Origin of the sequence: Arthrobacter nitrophenolicus (assembly GCF_000332815.1) — a bacterium.
GTDB lineage: Bacteria > Actinomycetota > Actinomycetes > Actinomycetales > Micrococcaceae > Arthrobacter > Arthrobacter nitrophenolicus.
In genome coordinates this window covers 25,593-40,399 of the sequence record NZ_AOFD01000026.1, presented here as the reverse complement: position 1 = coordinate 40,399, position 14,807 = coordinate 25,593, and the positions used below count along the sequence as shown (strand labels likewise).

General features: G+C 65.1%; 11 protein-coding genes and 6 pseudogenes. 6 read left to right on the top strand and 11 right to left on the bottom strand.

Annotated elements, in window-relative coordinates; translation table 11 throughout:
• Window positions 1-94: 94 nt before the first annotated feature.
• The 5 genes and pseudogenes from G205_RS11080 to G205_RS11060 all read right to left on the bottom strand — a co-directional run bounded on the left by G205_RS11080 (window position 95) and on the right by G205_RS11060 (window position 4,588).
• Entirely contained in the window at window positions 95-1,114 is a 1,020-nt protein-coding gene (locus tag G205_RS11080) for an NADP-dependent oxidoreductase (RefSeq protein ID WP_009358032.1), read from the bottom strand.
• A complete protein-coding gene (locus G205_RS11075; RefSeq protein ID WP_009358031.1) occupies window positions 1,111-1,539 on the bottom strand; it encodes an organic hydroperoxide resistance protein in 429 nt (142 codons plus the stop codon). Before G205_RS11075 ends, G205_RS11080 begins: the two co-directional genes overlap by 4 nt.
• Window positions 1,540-1,568: 29 nt before the next feature.
• The gene (locus tag G205_RS11070; RefSeq protein WP_009358030.1) at window positions 1,569-2,030 is read right to left on the bottom strand and encodes a MarR family winged helix-turn-helix transcriptional regulator; all 462 of its coding nucleotides are present in this window, start codon (window positions 2,028-2,030) and stop codon (window positions 1,569-1,571) included.
• Window positions 2,031-2,158: 128 nt separating this feature from the next.
• Window positions 2,159-3,356: pseudogene (locus tag G205_RS11065) on the bottom strand (amidohydrolase).
• A 99-nt stretch (window positions 3,357-3,455) separates the two neighbouring features.
• Window positions 3,456-4,588 (bottom strand): annotated as a pseudogene (locus G205_RS11060) (mannose-1-phosphate guanylyltransferase).
• Window positions 4,589-4,855: 267 nt separating this feature from the next.
• Here G205_RS11060 and sdhC point away from each other — a divergent pair.
• From sdhC to G205_RS11035, 6 genes and pseudogenes are all read left to right on the top strand, one after another.
• Window positions 4,856-5,236 carry a succinate dehydrogenase, cytochrome b556 subunit gene (gene sdhC / locus G205_RS11055; protein WP_009358026.1) on the top strand — a complete coding sequence of 127 codons (381 nt, stop codon included), beginning with the start codon at window positions 4,856-4,858 and terminating at the stop codon, window positions 5,234-5,236.
• 3 nt (window positions 5,237-5,239) lie between these two features.
• Window positions 5,240-5,701, top strand: coding sequence for a succinate dehydrogenase hydrophobic membrane anchor subunit (locus G205_RS11050; protein WP_009358025.1), 462 nt, complete (start codon window positions 5,240-5,242; stop codon window positions 5,699-5,701).
• Window positions 5,702-5,809: 108 nt separating this feature from the next.
• Window positions 5,810-6,975 (top strand): annotated as a pseudogene (locus tag G205_RS24040) (FAD-binding protein); the annotation flags it as partial.
• Between the two features lie 240 nt (window positions 6,976-7,215).
• Window positions 7,216-7,608 (top strand): hypothetical protein, encoded by a 393-nt coding sequence (locus G205_RS24035; RefSeq protein WP_420874310.1) that lies wholly within the window; start codon window positions 7,216-7,218, stop codon window positions 7,606-7,608.
• A gap of 1 nt (window position 7,609) precedes the next feature.
• Window positions 7,610-8,391, top strand: a pseudogene (locus G205_RS11040) (succinate dehydrogenase iron-sulfur subunit).
• A 93-nt stretch (window positions 8,392-8,484) separates the two neighbouring features.
• On the top strand, window positions 8,485-9,261 hold the full coding sequence (locus G205_RS11035; RefSeq protein WP_009358024.1) for an alpha/beta hydrolase family protein: 777 nt from the start codon (window positions 8,485-8,487) through the stop codon (window positions 9,259-9,261).
• Between the two features lie 27 nt (window positions 9,262-9,288).
• On the opposite strand, the gene G205_RS11030 is transcribed toward G205_RS11035, so the two are convergent.
• From G205_RS11030 to G205_RS11005, 6 genes and pseudogenes are all read right to left on the bottom strand, one after another.
• Complete coding sequence (locus G205_RS11030) at window positions 9,289-10,548, bottom strand: ABC transporter substrate-binding protein (RefSeq protein ID WP_052014105.1); 1,260 nt, start codon at window positions 10,546-10,548, stop codon at window positions 9,289-9,291.
• 140 nt (window positions 10,549-10,688) lie between these two features.
• Window positions 10,689-11,662: pseudogene (locus tag G205_RS11025) on the bottom strand (YihY/virulence factor BrkB family protein).
• 37 nt (window positions 11,663-11,699) lie between these two features.
• Entirely contained in the window at window positions 11,700-12,296 is a 597-nt protein-coding gene (locus tag G205_RS11020; protein ID WP_009358022.1) for a 2'-5' RNA ligase family protein, read from the bottom strand.
• 4 nt (window positions 12,297-12,300) lie between these two features.
• Window positions 12,301-13,344: a tryptophan--tRNA ligase gene (trpS, locus tag G205_RS11015; RefSeq protein ID WP_009358021.1), complete on the bottom strand. Its 1,044-nt coding sequence runs from the start codon at window positions 13,342-13,344 to the stop codon at window positions 12,301-12,303.
• A 34-nt stretch (window positions 13,345-13,378) separates the two neighbouring features.
• Window positions 13,379-14,211 (bottom strand): annotated as a pseudogene (locus tag G205_RS11010) (exodeoxyribonuclease III).
• 10 nt (window positions 14,212-14,221) lie between these two features.
• On the bottom strand, window positions 14,222-14,773 hold the full coding sequence (locus G205_RS11005; RefSeq protein WP_009358019.1) for a hypothetical protein: 552 nt from the start codon (window positions 14,771-14,773) through the stop codon (window positions 14,222-14,224).
• Between the last annotated feature and the right edge of the window lie 34 nt (window positions 14,774-14,807).

Here is a 14,807-nt window from a genome sequence, read left to right as displayed (position 1 = left end):
GGGCAACTTCCCGGAGATTGTTTACAAGTTGTTACCAACCAGTAGGGGTGCCGCATTCGGGCGGCACCCCCCACAGTCGGAGCGGGCGAAAGGGCTAGAGCCTGACCAGCATCTTGCCTGTGTTGGCACCGTCCAGCAGGTCCATGAATGCCTGCGGGGCGTTCTCCAGCCCGTCCACGATGGTCTCGTCGTAGCGGACGGTGCCGTCGGCCAGCCAGCCTGCCATCTTGCCTGCGAACTCTGCCGAATGCTGCCGCTGGCCGCCCACCAGGAAGCCGCGCAGGGTGAGCTGCTTTCCGATGGCCAGCGCAAGGTTGCGCGGGGCCGGCGAGGGCTCCGTGGCGTTGTACTGCGCTATGGCGCCGCACATGGCCACCCGTCCCCCGATATTCAGCACGGACAGGGCAGCTTCAAGGTGCTCTCCGCCCACGTTGTCGAAGTAGACGTCGATGCCGGCGCTGCCCGCCGCCTGTTCAAGCTGGTCCCGCACGGGACCGTCGTGGTAGTCGAAGGCGGCGTCGAAGCCAAGATCAAGGAGCCTGGCCACCTTGGCCGGCGAACCCGCCGATCCGATGACCCGGGAAGCACCCATGGCCTTGGCGATCTGGCCCACCAGTGAGCCGACGGCCCCTGCCGCGCCGGAGACGAACACGGCGTCACCGGGCTTGAATTCGGCGACCTTGAGCAGCCCGGCGTAGGCGGTAAGGCCAGTCATGCCGAGGGCACCCAGGAAGGCCGGAGCCGGCGCCAGGTCCGTGCGGGCTGGCTTCACGGCTTCCGCGTCAAGGACGGCGTATTCCCGCCAGCCCAGCGAATGCACGACGACGTCCCCCTCCTTGAGTGCCGCGGAACGGGACGCAATCACCTCGCCCACCGCACCGCCGTCGAGCGCTTCATCCAGCTCAAAGGGCGGCGAGTACGACTTGACGTCGTTCATGCGGCCGCGCATATAGGGATCAACGGAGATGAAGAGGTTCTTCACCATGACCTGCCCGTCGCCCAGTGCAGGCAACGGCGACTCTGCGAGCCGGAAGTTTTCTGCGGTGGGACGGCCCACCGGGCGCGATGCCAGCCGGATTTCGCGGGTGGCGGCCGGAAGGGTGGCGGCGCTCATGCCGCGTACTCCAGGACCTTGATGTCCACGCTGATGTTGCCGCGGGTGGCGTTGGAGTAGGGGCAGATCTCATGCGCCCTGGCAACCAGGGCCTCGGCTGTCTTCCGGTCCAGTGCGGGCAGGGCGACCTCCAGTTCGGCGGCCAGGCCGAAGCCTTCGCCGTCAAGTTTGCCAAGGTGGACCTTGGCAGCAACGGCGGAATCCGTCAGGTCGGCGCGCTCCTGGCGTGCCACCAGGCGGAGTGCGGAGTGGAAGCAGGCGGCATACCCCGCGGCAAAGAGTTGCTCGGGATTGGTGCCGTCGCCGGTGCCGCCGAGTTCAACCGGGCTGGCGAGGGAAACGTCCAGCCTGCCGTCACGGGTACGGGCGGTGCCGTCGCGGCCGTCACCGGAGGCGACGGCAACTGCTGTGTAGAGGGGCTTCATGAAAATATCCGTTCTGTCGGGATCAATACTCATGGGGTGGTTCCGGAGGCAAAGCGGTCAGAGCGCAGCATGGAGGCGGCGGTGAGTTTGCCCAGGGTTTCGCGCAGCTGCTCCAGCTCTGCGGCAGAGAGGCCTGCGGCGTCGGCGAGCCGTTGCGGAATGGATGACGCCTTTGCGCTCAGGCTCCTCCCCGCTGGAGTGAGGTGGACAGCCACCCTGCGCTCATCCTCGCCGGACCGGCGCCGCTCAACCAGGCCAAGGGCCTCAAGCCGCTTCAGCAGCGGCGACAAAGTTCCGGAGTCCAGGCCCAGTTCATCGCCCAGTTCCTTCACGCCCCGCGGCTCGTTCTCCCAGAGCACCAGCATTGCCAGGTACTGCGGGTAGGTCAGGCCCAGGTCTTCAAGGACGGGACGGTACACCGCGGTTGCTGCGCGGGAGGCCGAATAGAGCGCAAAACAGACCTGGCGGTCCAGGCGGGGGGCTTCACTCATACCAAGAACAATATCGGACAACTAAATTGTGCACAACTTACTCGGGCGTGGGTGCCTGGCCGGGGCATGGAAAGGCCCGACGCCGGCACTTCAGCACGTGCCGGCGTCGGGCCTTTTCCTGCAAGCGTTTAGAGGTCGCGGATGGTGCGCAGGGCAGCCGCGGTGAGGACCCGGATGCCCAGGCCCAGCGCCCGCTCGTCCACGATGTAGTCACCGCGGTGCAGGTCGTATTCCTCGCCCCCGGGAGTCTTGGTGCCCAGGCGCATCATGGCGCCGGGAAGCTCGGCGAGGAACCAGGCAAAATCCTCCCCGCCCATGGACTGGGGGGTCAGCACCACGGCACTCTCGCCGATTTCCGCGCGGGCGGCTGCTCGATGATCGCGGTTTCATGTTCGGAGTTCACCACCGGCGGCACACCCCGCGTGTGTTCAAGCCTGACATCCACGCCGTAGGGCGCCGCCACCTGGTGGACAACCTCGTCCAGCAGCTCGCCGGCCTCGTGCCAGGCGTCGCGGTCCAGGCAGCGCATGGTTCCCGCCATGTAGCCGGTACCGGGGATCGCGTTCGGCGCGGAACCGGCGGCAATCTGGCCCCAGACGACCGAGACGCCGCTGCGGACGTCCACCCTGCGGGACAGGACCGCGGGAACGTTGACCGCGATCTGGGCCAGGGCGAAAACCAGCTCTTCTGTCAGGTGCGGCCGGGAGGTGTGCCCACCCCGGCCGGAAAGCTCGATCCGGATGGTGTCCGATGCCGAGGTGATGGCCCCGATGCGCGTTCCGATCTTGCCTACTTCGATGCGCGGATCGCAGTGCAGCGCCATGATGCGGGGCACGCCCTCCAGGACGCCCTGCTCGATGCAGGCGTGGGCGCCGCCCGGCATGGTCTCCTCGGCAGGCTGGAAGATGATCCGGACGGTCCCGCCCAGGGGCGTCTCCTGGTGCATGCGGTGCAGCACCAGGCGATGCCCAGCATGGTGGCGGTATGAACGTCGTGGCCGCAGGCGTGGGTGACGCCGTGGTTCTTCGACGCGAACGGCAGGCCCGTTTCCTCGATGATGGGCAGGGCGTCGATGTCACCGCGCAGGGCGGTTGCGATGGGGCCTTCGCCGACGTCCACCGTAAGCCCGGTGCCCTCAAGGCGGCGGGGTTTCAGGCCGGCCTCCTCGAGCCGTTCGGCCAGTTTGTCCGTGGTCCGGTACTCCTTGAAGGAGAGTTCGGGGTGCGCGTGCAGGTCCCGGCGGAATTCGATCAGTTCCGGCAGGAGCGGCTCGAGCCAGGGCGACACCAGGGCGGTGGGCTCGGCTTCAGTAGTGTAATTACGCACTTCATCACTCTAGCGAGGATGGACGCAATACAGGCCATCACGGTTACCGCGTTACATCCCGGGCAACCGTGACGGCTGGAACTGCAGGCGAATTTTGGGTTACAGGACGTCCGTGTCGCCGCTGGCCTTGAGTGCGTCAACGGCTGCCTTGACCCGCTGCGAGTTGGCCATAGTGGTGACCAGCAAGGCATCGGGGGTGTCCACGATGACCACGTCCTCGATGCCGATCAGGGCGATCACGCGCTTGGTATCCGTGACTACCACGCCGCTGGAGTTCTCGGTGAAGACACGCGCGCCTTCACCGAGGACTGTCACGTCATCCACTTCCTTGGCCGAGTTGAGCCGGCCCACGGAAGCGAAGTCACCGACGTCGTCCCAGCGGAAGGTTCCGGGCACAACGGCGACGTCCCCGGCCTCGGCGGCGGGCTCTGCCACGGCGTAGTCGATGGCGATTTTCGGCAACGTGGGCCAGATGCGGGACGTGACCTCGTCCCGGTCGGGGGTGTCCCAGGCACGCGCGATTTCCTGCAGGCCCTTGAACAGTTCCGGCTGGTTGGCTTCGAGGTGCTTGAGCAGCAGCGCAACCGGCGCAACGAACATGCCGGCATTCCACACATAGTTGCCGCTGTCCACGTACTGCTGGGCCACCACTTCGTCCGGCTTTTCAACGAACTCCACAACATCCTGTGCGCTGGGTGCGCCCTCGATGTGGAGGTCCTGGCCTGAACGGATGTACCCGAATCCGGTGGACGGGTGCGTGGCTTGATGCCGATGGTCACGATCTTGCCGGCGGCGGCGGTGTGGATGGCTTCGCGGACGGCCGCCTGGAAAAGGTCGTCCGGGCTGATCACCTGGTCGGCGGCGAAGGACCCCATGATGGTTCCGGGATCGCGCTCGTGCAGGATGGCCGCGGCAAGCCCGATGGCTGCCGCCGAATCCTTGGGCTCGGACTCGAGTACCAGGTCGGAGTCCGTGACCTCGGGAAGCTGGCGGCACACCGCATCGCGGTGCGCCTTGCCGGTAACAACCAGCATCCGGTTTCCGGCCAGCGGGTGCAGCCGGTCATAGGTGGCGCGCAGCAGCGTACTGCCCGAACCCGTGAGGTCGTGGAGGAATTTGGGAGCTGCGGCTCGTGACAGGGGCCAGAGGCGGGTCCCCACTCCGCCGGCCGGGATCACCGCGATGAAGCGGTCAAGGGGTGATGCCGGGCTTGTCACTTTGTCTGTACTCATCACCGCCTACTTTAGCTGACGGGCTGCTGGAGCCTCCGGCGCGCACCGCAGCGCTGACACAGTGTGGCCAACAAGGGGTCGGGCAGTGTGGTGTTTGTCTCATAATTTTCGGAAATCCGCGCCACTACAGGGCACCAAGGCGTTCCTAAATTGAATAAGCTGTTAGCTGAGCCTAGATTTAGGCCTGAGCTACGAGTGCTCTCGCAGCAGGCGTTCCCCCCGCGTGGATCTCATGCCAGCGCCGCTGTGTTGCAGGGAGGTTTATCAGTGCCGACAAAACCAGCTGGCACCTTGTACCGCGGCCGTGAAGGCATGTGGTCCTGGGTAGGACACCGTATTACCGGTGTAGTGATCTTTTTCTTCTTGTTGGTCCACGTTTTGGACACCTCCTTGGTGCGTGTGTCTCCCGAGGCTTACACCGCCGTGATCGGTGCATACAAGAACCCCTTGATGGCCCTGGGCGAAACCGGCCTTGTCGCTGCCATCGTGTTCCACGCTTTTAACGGCCTGCGGATTATCGCGGTCGACTTCTGGAAGAAGGGCGCCAAGTACCAGCGGCAGATGCTGTGGGCAGTCCTGGGCCTGTGGGTCGTGACCATGGTCGCCTTCTCCATCCGCCACCTGTCCCTCGCCCTCGGGAGCCACTAAGCCATGTCTGCAACCATCGAGAGCCCCCGCAGCGGGCGGATCGCCCCCCAGTACCGCCGCAACGGCGGCAGCCGCGGCAACTTCGAAATGATCGCCTGGCTGTTCATGCGCCTCTCCGGCGTGGTGCTGGTGGTCCTCATTTTCGGGCACCTTTTCGTGAACCTCCTGGTGGGCGAAGGCATCAAGGCCATCGACTTCGGCTTCGTGGCCGGCAAGTGGGCGGATCCGTTCTGGCAGTTCTGGGACCTGGCCATGCTGTGGCTGGCCATGCTGCACGGCACCAATGGCGTGCGCACCATCATCAATGACTACGCAGAGAAGGACACCACCCGCCGCTGGCTGAAGACGGTCCTGTACTCCGCCACCGTGGTCATCATCGTCCTGGGCACCCTGGTGATCTTCACCTTCGATCCGTGCCCCGTCGTGGACGGCGTTCCCCTGCCGGGCGGCTTCTGCCCTGCCTAGCACCGGCACCACCCCGGGCCCGCGGGCTTTTCCGCGGGCCCTGTTTTGCGGAGCAGGCAACGCCGCCCCGTTGTTCCATAGCGAATTTTGAGAGAAAGAGCATCTGGTATGCAGGTCCATAAGTACGACGTCGTCATCGTCGGTGCCGGTGGCGCTGGCATGCGCGCCGCGATCGAATCAGGTCAGCGTGCGCGCACAGCAGTACTGACCAAGCTCTACCCCACCCGCTCGCACACTGGTGCGGCCCAGGGTGGCATGTGTGCAGCCCTTGCCAATGTCGAGGAAGACAACTGGGAATGGCACACGTTCGACACCGTCAAGGGCGGCGACTACCTGGTTGACCAGGACGCCGCCGAGGTCATGGCCAAGGAAGCCATCGACGCCGTGCTTGACCTGGAAAAGATGGGCCTGCCGTTCAACCGCACGCCCGAAGGCCGGATCGACCAGCGCCGCTTCGGCGGCCACACCCGCGACCACGGCAAGGCGCCTGTCCGCCGCGCCTGCTACGCCGCGGACCGCACCGGCCACATGATCCTGCAGACGCTGTACCAAAACTGCGTCAAGCACAACGTGGAGTTCTACAACGAGTACTACGTCCTGGACCTCCTGACGGTCGAAGAGGACGCGGTCCGCGAGGACGGCACCCCGTACAAGCAGAAGCGCGTGGCGGGCGTCGTCTCCTACGACCTCGCCTCGGGTGAACTGCACGTCTTCCAGGCCAAGTCCGTGGTGTTCGCCTCCGGCGGCGCCGGCAAGGTCTTCAAGACCACCTCGAACGCCCACACCCTCACCGGTGACGGCATGGGCATCGCCTTCCGCCGCGGCATTCCGCTGGAGGACATGGAGTTCTTCCAGTTCCACCCGACCGGCCTGGCCGGCCTGGGCATCCTCCTCTCCGAGGCTGCCCGCGGTGAAGGTGCCATCCTGCGTAACTCCGAGGGTGAGCGCTTCATGGAGCGCTACGCCCCCACCATCAAGGACCTGGCGCCCCGTGACATCGTGGCCCGGTCCATGGCCAACGAAGTCCGTGAAGGCCGCGGCTGTGGCCCGAACAAGGACTACGTTCTCCTGGACCTGACCCACCTGGAGCCGGCCCACATCGACGCGAAGCTTCCGGATATCACGGAGTTCGCCCGCACCTACCTTGGCGTCGAGCCTACACCGAGCCCGTTCCGGTGTTCCCCACGGCGCACTACGCCATGGGCGGCATTCCGACGAACATCGAGACCGAAGTCCTGCAGGACAACGACACCGTGGTCCCCGGCCTGTTCGCCGCCGGTGAGGTGGCCTGCGTGTCCGTGCACGGCTCCAACCGCCTGGGCACCAACTCGCTGCTGGACATTAACGTGTTCGGCAAGCGGGCCGGCATCGCCGCCGCCGAATACGCCAAGACCGCCCAGTTCGTTGAGCTTCCGGAGAACCCGGTGGCGTACACCACCGAACTGCTGGACATTGCCCGCAACGGCAACGGTGATGAGAAGGTGGCCCAGATCCGCAAGGAGCTGCAGGACACCATGGACGCGAACATGCAGGTGTTCCGTACGGCAGACACGCTGAACCAGGTCCTGCGCGACATCGCCTCCTTCGAGGAGCGGTACAAGCGCATCAACGTCCAGGACAAGGGCAAGCGCTTCAACCTGGACCTGCTGGAAGCCGTAGAGCTGGGCTTCCTGCTGGAACTGGCGAAGGTCATGACCGTGGCCGCCCTGCACCGCGAGGAATCCCGCGGCGGACACTTCCGCGAGGACTTCCCGGACCGCGACGACGAGAAATTTATGAAGCACTCCATGGCGTACAAGGACGACCACGCGCCGGCTGACGGATCGGCAGAGTCAATTGCCGGCATCCGCCTCGCCACCAAGCCGGTTGTCTTTACCCGCTACGAGCCGATGGTGAGGAAGTACTAAGATGACCGCTGAAATCGCTGAGCCAGCCTCAAAGATTGAACTGCCTGCCGGCGTCGGCGGTGGCGGCGAAATCCCCACGTTCGATGTGCACATGCGCGTCCGCCGGTACAACCCGGAGGTCTCCGAAGAGGCAACCTGGGACGACTTCCACCTCACCATGTACGGCACGGACCGCGTGCTAGATGCCCTGCACAAGGTCAAGTGGGAGATGGACGGCAGCCTGTCATTCCGCCGCTCCTGCGCCCACGGCGTGTGCGGCTCCGACGCCATGCGCATCAACGGCCGCAACCGCCTGGCCTGCAAGACCCTGCTGAAGGACCTGGACACGTCCAAGCCCATCACCGTGGAACCCATCAAGGGCCTGCCGGTGGAGAAGGACCTCATCGTGGACATGGAGCCGTTCTTCCAGTCCTACCGCGAGGTCATGCCGTTCCTCATCAACAAGGGCCACGAGCCCACCGGGAGCGCCTGCAGTCCGCCGAGGACCGCGAGCGGTTCGATGACACCACCAAGTGCATCCTGTGCGCCGCGTGCACGTCCTCCTGCCCGGTGTTCTGGACTGACGGCCAGTACTTCGGCCCCGCGGCCATCGTCAACGCACACCGCTTCATTTTCGATTCGCGCGATGATGCCGGTGACATGCGCCTGGAGATCCTCAACGACAAGGAAGGCGTGTGGCGCTGCCGCACCACCTTCAACTGCTCGGAGGCGTGCCCCCGTGGCATCCAGGTGACCCAGGCGATCGCCGAGGTCAAGCAGGCAATTCTTTCCCGCAAGATCTGACCAGGGATCAAGCGGACGACGGCGTCGCCCACCTTGTACGGAAACGTACGGTGAGCGGCGCCGTCGTCGTATCAACGACAGAAAGGGGACGCGGTGTCCCGCACGGAAAAAGTCTCGTTCGCCGGCTCCACGGGAGAGATCCTCTCCGGCATCATCGATGTGCCCGATGGCCCCGTCAAGGGCTGGGGCGTCTTCTCGCATGGCTTCACCCTGGGCAAGGACGCACCGTCGGCCTCCCGGATGTGCAAGGCCCTGGCGGACAGCGGTGTAGGCATGCTGCGCTTCGACAACCTGGGCCTTGGCGGTTCCGCCGGGGAGTGGTCCGCGGGTTCGTTCAGCCACAAGGTGGCGGACACGGTCAAGGCTGCCGAGTTCATGCGGAGCGAGGGAAAGGCGATTTCCCTGCTGGTGGGCCACTCCTTCGGCGGCGCCGCAGTGCTCGCCGCGGCCCGGGAAATTCCGGAGCTCGACGCCGTCGCAACCGTAGGCGCCCCCTTCTCGCCCAAGCACGTGGCCCATGTCTTTGACGCTGCGCTGGACAAGATCCTGAGTGAGGGCAGCGCCGAGGTGGACCTCGGCGGCAAGCGGGTGGAGATCCGCAAGCACTTCGTGGAGGACCTGGAGAGGGCCGACCTCACCGACTGCATCCGGCAGCTGCACAAGCCGCTGATGGTGCTCCACTCCCCCACGGACAACACCGTGGGAATCGAGAATGCCAGCACCATCTTCCAGACGGCCCGCCACCCGCGCAATTTTGTCTCGCTCGAGGGCAGTGACCATCTGCTGACGGGAAAGGGACAGGCGGCACGCGCAGCACGGATTATCGCTGCGTGGGCGGACCAGTACCTCGACGCCGGGAACATCTCCTAGCGCTTACGCCATGGCCCGCCGGCAGGGTCACCGGCCGATCGCAGCCTTGCTTTCACTCATCCACTGGGCGGCCGCCTGCTCCGGCGTCAGCCGCTTGGACAGGACGTCGGTGTTGATCCGGGCAGTAATCTCGGAGACGGCCGTGGAACCCGTGGGGCCAATGAAGGTGGGGGCGAAGTCCATCGTGCCGATCTGGTCGATGTAGCTGCCTCCGCCTTCCCCTGCCGGCGTGAGCAGGTCCTGGACCGCGGTCCGCATGTCGGAGTTGCTCGGGACGCCGCGGTCGCTTTGGATGATTTTGGCAGCCGACTCATTGTTCACGAGGAAGCTCACCAGCTTTGCCGCAGCTTCGGTGTGCTTGCTGCGTGCCGAGATGGTGTAGAACTGCGAGGACTGGAGCCAGATTCCCGGCGTGGGCGTCTCGCCGGGAAGCCTGAGCAGTTTCAGTTCGGCCCCGGAAGCTTTGCTGAGGGCGGTCAGCGAGTTGCTCCAGGTGAGCATCATGCCGGCCTGCCCGGTACCCATCAGGGTCTGCTCGGTGCTGACGCTGAGCTTCTCCACGGTTTCAGAGGCGTTCGGGGCAGCCCCCGATTCACTCAGTTCCAGTGAGTAGTCAAAGTATTTCCGGACCGTGTCCTGACTGAGGCCGAGTTGGCCGTCCTGCGTGTACAGCGATTCACCGTTCTGGCGGGCGAAAGCGTCGAGGGAATCATGGGTCATGACCGTAGCTGTACCGTAGGTTCCCTTGGGACTTCCTGCCGTGATGTCTGCGGCGATCCTGGCGAAGTCCTGCCAACTCCAGCTGCTGTCGTCCGGCAGGGGCACACCAGCGGCTTCGAAAACCGCCGGGTTCGCGACGATTGCAAGCGCGTTTGCGCCGGTGGAAACACCATATTGCTTGCCTTGGACCTGGCCGTTTTCCAGCGCTCCCTGGTCCATCCCGGACAGGTCCAATGAAGAACTGACCTCTGAAAGATCCAGCAGGGCCCCGCGGTTGGCGTATTCCGCCGGGTAGGCGCCGCCCATGGTGATCACGTCCGGGGCGTCATTGGCCGCCACCTGGGTTGCCAGCTTGTCAAAGTAGCCGCTGATGTCCCCGTACTCCGGCTTCACCTTGATATCGGGGTGCGCCGCCTCAAACTCTGCTATGGCCTTATTGGTTATCTCTGCCCGGGCGGCGTTGCCCCACCATGAGAAACGGATTTCGACGGGACCATCTCCACCGCCGCTGGACGAGGGGCTGGAGCAGCCGGCAGTCAGGGCCAGCATGCCTGCCGCGGAAAGCATTGCGACTGACTTGAGGAGGGTACGGGGCAGGTACGCGTCATTGGGCAAGCTTCTTCCTCGTGAGAAAGCGGTTTCGTGAAACGTATCAAGCCCCTCCGGCCGTGGTCAAGGGTTATGGCGTTGCCGGAGTAAAAGCTGCGTCAGGTTTTCGGGGTCGCCCTGCGGGCGCCCAGGATCTTCTTGCCGGGCGCCGCATTCAGGTGCTGGTCCGCCTCCCGGATGGCAGCCCAGCCCGCTGAGATCAGGTACACCTGGCTCACCAGGTTGAACCAGATCAGGAGGCCGATGATGATGGCGAACGGCGCAAGGATGGGGTTGCGGCTGGCGCCGGCGAGCAGTTCGGTGCTGAAGATCTGAAGCAGGCCGGTGCCGAGGGCCGCCAGGACGGTGCCCTCCAGCAGTGCCCGGCGGGACAGTTTAAGGCTCGCAGCGAACTTGTACATGATGAAGGCGGTGGCCCAGCCCAGGACCAGGGGAACGGTGATCTTGACGGAGGTGGCCAGCGGACCCGCCAGCGCGTCATCAAGCCGCAGGAAGTCCGAGACCCATCCGGCAGCTGCTCCGAACACCAGCGACGCCCCGGCGCTGATCACCAGGGCAACACCCAGGAGCAGCAGCGTTCCGGCATCGCGAAGCTTCAGGAGGACGGGGTTGACCGTGAGCGGGGGCAGCTGAAGGACCCCGCGGAGCCCCTCCCGGATCCCGGAAATCCAGCGCAGCGAGGTGACCACGGTGACCAGCGAGCCAATGACGCTGTCCAGCCCAGCCCGTCCGGATTCAACAGGTCCTGCGGGTCCACCAGCCCGGCGCCGCCGTTGAGCTTCAGGAGCCCGGGTGCGCTCGATGCCACACTGCTGATGATGGTGTCCAGCAGGGCCGGCTGGCCGCGCAGGACCAGGCCGGCGACGGAGAAGCCGGTGGTGAGGAGGCCTGTGATGGAGAAGAACATGTTGAAGCCGATGCCGGCGCTCATCAGCGGGCCGCGCTGGAGGGTGTAGTGCCGGAAGGCGCGCATCGGCCGGAAAGCGTTGAGCCGGGCCAGGATCCACTGGAACATGGCCATCAGCGCGGAGATCGGGCCGCCGCCGGACCTGCGGGCCTTACCCCAGTCAATCCGTTTCTGGATGACGGCAAGCTTCAGCTGGGCACGTTCAGTGGGAAGAGGCTGCTGCTCCGCCTGCTTTGGGTGCTGCTTCCGCGGCGGCTTCCGCGAATCTGGTGCCGGCGTGGTTGTCAGTTTCGGTCCCAAAGTCCAGCTCTTCCCGTAGCTGCCAAATGCCGTCTGCATCGTGCTCGTACAGACCCATGCTAACCACGGGAAAGGTGGCCCTGTAGTTTTTCAGCGCCGTTTCGGCCTCATCAAGGCTTTCCGGGGCGACGTCGTGGGCGATGGTGACGTGAGGGTGGTAGGCGAAAGGCAGCTCCCGCTGGAGCGGGCCCTGCTGGAGTTTCTCGTGCAGCTCAACGCAGTCCTCGAACCCTTCCTCCACGTTGATGAAGACCACCGGGGAAACGGGACGGAACGTCCCGGTGCCGGCGATCGTCACCATGAACGGGCTCTGCCGGCGCGCCACCTCGCGGACATGCTCACACGTGGCGTCCCAGTCGTGCGTGGGCGTGGTGGTCACCAGCGTAATGTGGGCAGGCACAACGTCCGCCAGCGGGTCACCGAAGGACGCCCGCCAGCGCTGCAGCTCCTCCGCAATGTCAGGAGGGAACCCCAGGATGACGCCTACGCTGGATGCCATGGCGCTAGCGGACTCCCGCGAGGCTCAGGGAGGGCAGGAAGCCCATGCGCTCATACACCTGGCCAAGGGTGACCGAGGCAATTTCACGGGCGCGTTCGGCGCCGAGGGCCAGCAGCCGGTCCAGCTCTGCCGGGTCGGACATCAGCTCGTTGGTGCGGTCGCGCAGCGGGGTGACGAACTCGACCACCACGTCGGCGAGGTCAACTTTCAGATGGCCGTACATCTTGCCTTGGTACTCCGCCTCCAGTTCGGCGATGGATTTGCCGGTGAGCGAGGAGTAGATGGTCAGCAGGTTGGAAACGCCGGGTTTCTCCTCGCGGTCGAACCTGATCTCGGTGCCGGCGTCCGTCACTGCGGACTTGATGCGCTTGGCCGCGATCTTGGGGTCCTCCAGCAGCTGAATGGCCCCGTTGGGCGACTCGCCGGTCTTGGACATCTTGGCACTGGGGTTCTGGAGATCGTAGATCTTTGCACTTTCCTTGACGATCGTCGCCTCCGGAACGGTGAACGTTGCCCCGAACCGTGTGTTGAAGCGCTGGGCCAGGTTGCGGGTCAGCTCCAGGTGCTGGCGCTGGTCCTCCCCCACCGGGACCAGGTCCGTCTGGTAGAGCAGGATGTCCGCTGCCATCAGGGTGGGGTACGCGAACAGCCCCAGCGTGGCGGCGTCCGCACCGGACTTCTGGGTCTTGTCCTTGAACTGCGTCATCCGGGAGGCCTCACCAAAACCCGTGATGCAGTTCAGGGCCCAAGCCAGCTGCGCGTGCTCCGGCACGTGGGACTGGACGAAGAAGATGCTCTTGTCCGGGTCGATGCCGGCAGCGATGTACTGCGCGGCAACAATCCGGGTGCGCCTGGCCAGGTCCGTGGGATCGAAGTCGACCGTGATGGCGTGCAGGTCGGGGATGAAAAAGACGGCGTCGTACTCCGCCTGCATGTCCACCCAGTTGCGGACGGCACCGATGTAGTTGCCGAGGTGCAGCGAGTCCGCAGTGGGCTTGGCACCGGAGAGGATGCGCTTCTTGGCGGCCGGGGAAGTCTGGCTAGTCATGGGGAGGAAACTTTCGGGGCTGGGAGCTGCGGGTTTAGAGCTGGTAGTCCACTACAAGGGGTGCGTGGTCGGAGAAGCGGGTGTCATAGGAGGCAGCGCGGTCCACGACGCGGAGACCGCCGAGGCTGCCAGCGCGGGCGTCGCCATGTGGTAGTCGATGCGCCAGCCTGCGTCGTTGTCAAACGCCTTGCCGCGCCAGGACCACCAGGTGTAGGGCCCGTCCATCTCGCCAGCCATGGTGCGGTGGACGTCGTGCCAGCCGATGTCCTCGCCGAAGAACCGGTCAAAGTAGGCGCGTTCCTCCGGGAGGAAGCCGGCCTTCTTGAGATTGCCCTTCCAGTTCCGGATGTCCAAAGGCGTGTGGGCCACGTTCAGGTCCCCCACCACCAAGGCATGGTCGCTGTGCTTGGTCAGTTCCGGCAGGCGGGTGCACATGGCGTCAAGGAAGCGGTACTTGTCGTCCTGCTTGGGCGTGCCCGCCTCGCCCGAGTGCACGTAGGCGCTGGCAACGGTCAGTTGCACGCGCTCACCGGCAGCGTCGGTCAGCCGGAAATCGGCTTCCACCCAGCGCCCGGCGGTCGCGAAGTAGTCGTCACCGATGCCGTTCCGGGTGGCCAGGGGCTCTTCGCGTGAGGCGATGGCCACCCCTGCCCGGCCCTTGGCTTCCGCCTCGGCATGCAGGATGTGCCAGCCATCGCCCAGCAGCTGCCGCACGATGGCGTCCGGGGCGCGGACCTCCTGGAGGCAAAGAATGTCCACCTCGCGCGGCTCCAGCCACGCCGCCATACCGTTCTTGTAGGCAGCCCGGAGGCCGTTCACGTTTACGGATGCGATGCGAAGGTGGTCCTTCTTCAATGCCGAGCTCACCCGCTCCACTCTAGTCGATGATGGTGCCGGTGACCGGGTCCCCGCTGCCCCCCGAGGACTTGATCATGTCACGTGCGTTGGTGGCGGTAATCTCGATGGTTTCCAAGGCGCGCATGATGGTGTCCTGGTTGGCAGCAGCTCCCTTGGCGCGTTCATCGTTCACCACGCGCACCTGCACCTGCACGATCTTAAACGAGTGGTCCAGTTTCAGGTCGCGGACCTCGTCCGCTTCGCTGCGCTCGGCAACAACACGCGTTCCGCCCTGGTCGGCCGGGGCGTAGGCGCCGCGGCCGGTGAAGGCATTCTGGGCTTCGGTCAACTTGGCTCCGGCCTTCTTGGCGGCCTTCTGGATGCTGAACACCACGAAGCAGGCCAGCAGCAGCCAGAAGAGGGCGATCACGGCAACAACCCAGCCCACCACGTCGTTCTGGTTGGCTGCGAAGATGACGGCCACAACGAAGGCCGTCACCAGGACCATCAGCCCGGGACCGCTGATGCGGAACATGGAGAAGCCGCCCCTGGCGGGTTTTGCGGATGACTTGGAGCTGCCCAGAGATTGCATGAAGCTATTCTCTCAAACCCCCGGGTATGCTTCC